The sequence below is a fragment of the Methylocystis suflitae genome (assembly GCF_024448135.1).
In the GTDB taxonomy this organism is placed as follows: domain Bacteria; phylum Pseudomonadota; class Alphaproteobacteria; order Rhizobiales; family Beijerinckiaceae; genus Methylocystis; species Methylocystis suflitae.
Window position 1 is genome coordinate 1 of the sequence record NZ_JAMRYX010000126.1, and the last position, 4,501, is coordinate 4,501.

Here is a 4,501-nt window from a genome sequence, read left to right on the forward strand (position 1 = left end):
GATTGTCGCTTCCGCCATCGTCCTGGAATTGCGCCCGAGCCGCCCGCGTTTCTCCCGGACGGCGAAACGACCGAAGGACCGCAACCGAACCGACCCGCCTCGCACGAGCGCTTCCGAAATCTCTTGACTTATGCACATTAGAGCGGGTCGGGATAACCGTCCCGCCCGAAACTCCTCAAATGCCGTTCTGGGGCGGAGCCGAACTCATAATCAAAGTTTCTCAAATGACGCTGTTTCTGCAGCGGTTGGCGTAGGATTCCACCCCCTCCCGCAAACGACCCCTAGTGGCAGGGCCTCCAGCTCGAGGTCGGGGTTTTCCTCCTGGGTCGCAACCAGACACTCCGCTTCGGCCGACGACTCGACGGCGGGCATTGAGCCGGGCAGCGGGCGGCCGGCCGTCTCGCGCAAGAATGCCACGGCCACGGCGCCGACGAGGGCGGCGCCAACCAGGTACCAAGCCGGGGTCAGGCTGTTGCCCGTGGCCTGCAGCAGCGACTCGATGATGAGCGGCGACGTGCCGCCGAACACCGCGACGGCGATGTTGTAGCTGATGCCCATCGAGCCGTAGCGCACGGCCGTCGGGAACTGCGCGGGCAGCGCCGAGGCGAGCGTGGGGACCATGAGCGCGACCGGCACAGCCATGACGGCCAGGCCCGCCAGCGTCGACCAGACGTGGCCGAGAGCCAGCAGCAGGAACGCCGGGACGGCGAGCACGGCAAGCGCGGCGGCGCCGATCCAGAGTACCGGGCGGCGGCCGATCCGGTCGGACAGGTGGCCGGTGAGCGGTAGGGAGGCCGACATCAGCACGAGCACCGGGATGGTGAGCAGCGTGCCGTGCGCGGCATCGTATCCGAGCGTGTCGGTGAGGTAGGTCGGCATGTACGAGGTCAGGGCATAGCCCGCGGTGTTCGCGGCGGCGACGATGACCACCGTGACGACGATCGGCTTCCACTGCGCGCGCAGGGTGTCCTCCGAGCGGGCAGGCAGCGCCTTGGCCACCTTATCCGCGGTCTCGGCGGCTTTGCGCTGCGCCAGGAATGCCGGGGTCTCCTCAATGCGGAGGCGGAACCAGATGGCGACGGCGCCGAGCGGGCCGGCGACGAGGAACGGGATGCGCCATGCGCCGTCGGGCAGGGCCTGCTCGCCCAGCGTCAGCTGCAGCACGGACACGACGGCAGCACCGATGGCGAAGCCCATGTACGAGCCCACGTCGAGGAAGGACGCGCAAAAGCCGCGGCGTCGGTCCGGGGCGTGCTCGGACACGAAGGTGGTCACGCCGGCGTACTCGCCGCCGGTCGAGAAGCCCTGCAGCAGCTTGAGCGCGACGAGCAGCACGGGCGCCGCGGCGCCGATCTGCGCAAACGTCGGCAGCAGGCCGATGGCGAACGTGGACGCCGCCATGAGCAACAGGGTGGCGGCCAGGACCTTCTGGCGGCCCACGCGGTCGCCGATCCAGCCGCAGACGATGCCGCCGAGCGGGCGGGCGATGTACGTCGCGGCGAACACGCCGAGCGAGAACAGCACCTGGACGCTTGCGGCGGCTTCGGGCAGGAAGACTGCGCCCATGGTGACGGCAAGGTAGCCGTATACGCCAACGTCGTACCACTCCATAGTGTTGCCGACGACAGTGCCGCCGACCGCCTTCCGCAGCATCGGATGGTCGACAACGGAGACGTCCTCGACGCGCAGCCGGCGGCGCGTCTGATGGTCCGTGAGACTTCTCATGGTTCCTTCCGGCTTGGGCAAACGGCCATCGCTGTTACGAACGTTGGCCTTTCAACCTGGCGACTTCCGGTCAAAATTGAGTTTTCCTCAGGCGAGTATGCAACCGAAAAATGCGGGGAACGCCATTACGCTCATGCGGATGTCGCGCCTCGTTCATTTTGCAAGCCTCGAAATCGTGCTGCGTGAAACCGAAATCGTGCTGCGTGAAACATTGTACCGCCGCGCGATATCTGCTTGCGTCGCCTTGCCAAGATCGCGCAACGCCTCCCAAGGTGCGGGGTGTGCTCTCTTGTGCGATAACCTGCTTGCATGAGAACGACGCTCCCAATGTCTTACACGCTGTCCGTTGCGGCGGCAGGGCAATCGGACAGCGTGCAGGTGCAGCCGCGAGTGAGGATTGACGTCAAACTCACTGCGTAATTAGCTTCGAGCCAGGCGGTCGGCAGCAGCTCACCGCTTCTGGAAGTGCAGGATTCCCCAATCGAGGTAACCCTGGTCGGCCGCCTCGAGCCAATTCTTCAAGCCAATTAGCATGCGATCGACATACTCCCGCGAGGCGATATCGATCATTTCCTCATAGCGGGCCTTCAGCTGCGTTTGTACCGCCGCATAATGATTGCGAAGCTGGTTTGGCATCGGCTGGACGGACACTTCCGCAAACCCGTGTCGCAACGTCGTGGCTCGATAGAAACGGAGCGATGCAAGGGAGTCGAGATGAATGCGATCATAGACCGCCTGCAGGACCTTCGGTGGGCAGTCGTCGACCTGCATCGGATCTGTGAAAACGAGTTCGCCCCCAGGTTTTAGAACGCGAGAGACCTCGGCAATCACGCGTTCGCGGTCGGCGCTGTGCAGAATAGCATCCTGCGACCAGACAAGGTCGATGCTGGCGTCTTCCGCCGGGATATTCTCGAAGGAGCCATGGCAAACGCTGATCAGATGGTCGATGCCTTGTTCGCAATTGGTTTTGCGATTCCTCTCGTTTTCGACCTCGCTGATGTTGAGGCAAACAACGCGGCTGCCGAACCGCTTTGCGAGGTACCGGGCGGGGCCGCCAAAGCCGGAACCAATATCGAGCACCACGTGCTTCTCGTCGAGCGGCATGACGATTTCGTCCGCCATAGCTGCGACTGTCCGACGACTGGCGTTGGCGATTGTGTCAGCTGCCGACTCATAGAGGCCGATATGGATGTCCTCTCCTCCCCAAATGTGAAGGTAGAACTCGTCCGCTTCCTCGCTGTCGTAGTATGCCTCGACGGTTCGTGCGACTCTTTGCGCTTTATTCACCGGCGCCACTTTCGTTCCTGCCGGGAGCGTCCTTTGCTGCAACGTGGATGAAGAAATCGGGGTCGTGCTCACCATAATGTTCCTGGAAGTCGCCATAGGTACGCACACGCGGGAACCCGGCTTCGGTGATCAGCTTGCGGACATAATTCTTGCGAAGCGGAAACATGTTCAAGTGAAATATGGACCCGTCCGGAAATTTGTACCGGAATCGTGCGAGCGACGGATCGACATGTTCTGGCTCTGCTACCACTCGATCTCCACAATAGTAATATTGATGCGTGCAATCGTAACCAACGTCGAGTATGGCGTCGTAGTTGCGCTGATCGAGCATCAATATGCCGTCATAGCGCAGAGCCGCGTAGAATTCCGCCAGCACGCGCCGACGATCCATCTCGTCGAAAAGATGAGTGAATGAATTACCGAGGCAGATGATGGCGTCGTATTTGCCTTGAATGGCCTTGTTGAGCCAGCGCCAGTCCGCCTGGACAGTGTTCAAAATCAAGTTGCGGCGCTTTGCGTTTTCGAACGCCTTGATCAGCATATGGGCGCTGCCGTCGACGCTTGTGACGTCGAATCCAGCCCTCATCAGCTGTACCGAGTGAAACCCCGTGCCGGTCGAGACATCAAGGATGCGTTGCTTGCCTTGAGCCTTGAGCACCTGGATGAAGAATCCGCCTTCGCTCTCCGCGCGCGCGTCCCAATCGATGAGCTCATCCCATTTTTCGACGAACGCCTCGATGTACTCCTGTTTGTAGTGGCCAGTCTCGCGCAATTGGAGCGGATTATGACCAAAATTCTGAATTGCGGTCCCGTTGATCTGAATAGAATTCAATTCATCACTCCTTTCAGCAGTCACCCAGGCATCGTTGGGCGGCAGTTGGGCATTTGCTAATCCCTCTTTGAGCCGCGATCGGCAAACCTGCGCGCGCTATTATGGGTGCGAAGCCATGGCCAAAAAATGTGTGAAATATGATCGGGTAGCGTCGACGTGAGCGGCGACAAGCATTGGCTTGGACTGGTCGAAGGCGCGACGGAAAACGCGCGACGGTGCAGGCGTTGGTCGACAATCTTGTCGAGGCATGCATGGACTTCGGCAGACGGTCCGGGGGGTCCCGCGGATCGTCTTGGCGAGGGGCCTTCGACCGAGCGAAAGGCGAGCGCCGCTTCAGTCAACCAGCATCTGGCTCACGCCCCGAAAGCGGCATAGCCTCTCAACCCGCAACGCTCGCTTCTCGATATTCAACATCAAGCGGGACATTGCCCTTCGCCTCACTTAAGCGGCGGCTACTTGGTCGGAGGCTCCGTGCGGCGCAGAAGCTTCTCTCGAACGCCTGGATCGTTCTCGGCCAACTCGATTATCGAGTTAAACTCATTTACAGAGAGACCCTCCTGGGTGATTGCTTTCCCTATCGCATCTGAACCCTCTTTGGTCAGACGCTCCTTGGCAGAGGGCGTTGTTGCTGCCGAGATTTGCTGCTCATACTTTTGT

The 4,501-nt window shown here is 61.1% G+C and carries 6 protein-coding genes; 1 reads left to right on the top strand and 5 read right to left on the bottom strand.

Translation table 11 applies throughout. The annotated features are described in order from the left end of the window. The coding region (locus tag NEI07_RS09945) for an HU family DNA-binding protein (RefSeq protein WP_328516974.1) at positions 1-138 on the bottom strand (138 nt) is incomplete at its 3' end. A 72-nt stretch (positions 139-210) separates the two neighbouring features. Next, positions 211-1,725 carry an MFS transporter gene (locus tag NEI07_RS09950; protein ID WP_256034316.1) on the bottom strand — a complete coding sequence of 505 codons (1,515 nt, stop codon included), beginning with the start codon at positions 1,723-1,725 and terminating at the stop codon, positions 211-213. Between NEI07_RS09950 and NEI07_RS09955 the strand changes: the two genes are divergently transcribed. After that, positions 1,724-2,038, top strand: coding sequence for a hypothetical protein (locus NEI07_RS09955; protein WP_256034317.1), 315 nt, complete (start codon positions 1,724-1,726; stop codon positions 2,036-2,038). The genes NEI07_RS09950 and NEI07_RS09955 overlap by 2 nt on opposite strands. A 137-nt stretch (positions 2,039-2,175) precedes the next feature. Here the strand turns inward: NEI07_RS09955 and NEI07_RS09960 are convergent, their stop codons facing one another. The 3 genes from NEI07_RS09960 to NEI07_RS09970 all read right to left on the bottom strand — a co-directional run. After that, positions 2,176-3,087, bottom strand: coding sequence for an SAM-dependent methyltransferase (locus NEI07_RS09960; protein WP_256034319.1), 912 nt, complete (start codon positions 3,085-3,087; stop codon positions 2,176-2,178). After that, the gene (locus tag NEI07_RS09965) at positions 3,005-3,868 is read right to left on the bottom strand and encodes a glycine/sarcosine N-methyltransferase (RefSeq protein WP_256034321.1); all 864 of its coding nucleotides are present in this window, start codon (positions 3,866-3,868) and stop codon (positions 3,005-3,007) included. The genes NEI07_RS09960 and NEI07_RS09965 overlap by 83 nt, the downstream gene beginning before the upstream one ends. A 428-nt stretch (positions 3,869-4,296) precedes the next feature. Then, on the bottom strand, positions 4,297-4,501 hold a 205-nt coding region (locus NEI07_RS09970; RefSeq protein WP_256034322.1), incomplete at its 5' end, for a DUF4168 domain-containing protein.

Coding starts and splice junctions, on each gene's coding strand:
- NEI07_RS09950 (WP_256034316.1), bottom strand. CDS start 1,725: ATGAGAAGTCTCACGGACCATCAGACGCGCCGCCGGCTGCGCGTCGAG.
- NEI07_RS09960 (WP_256034319.1), bottom strand. CDS start 3,087: ATGGTGAGCACGACCCCGATTTCTTCATCCACGTTGCAGCAAAGGACG.
- NEI07_RS09955 (WP_256034317.1), top strand. CDS start 1,724: ATGGTTCCTTCCGGCTTGGGCAAACGGCCATCGCTGTTACGAACGTTG.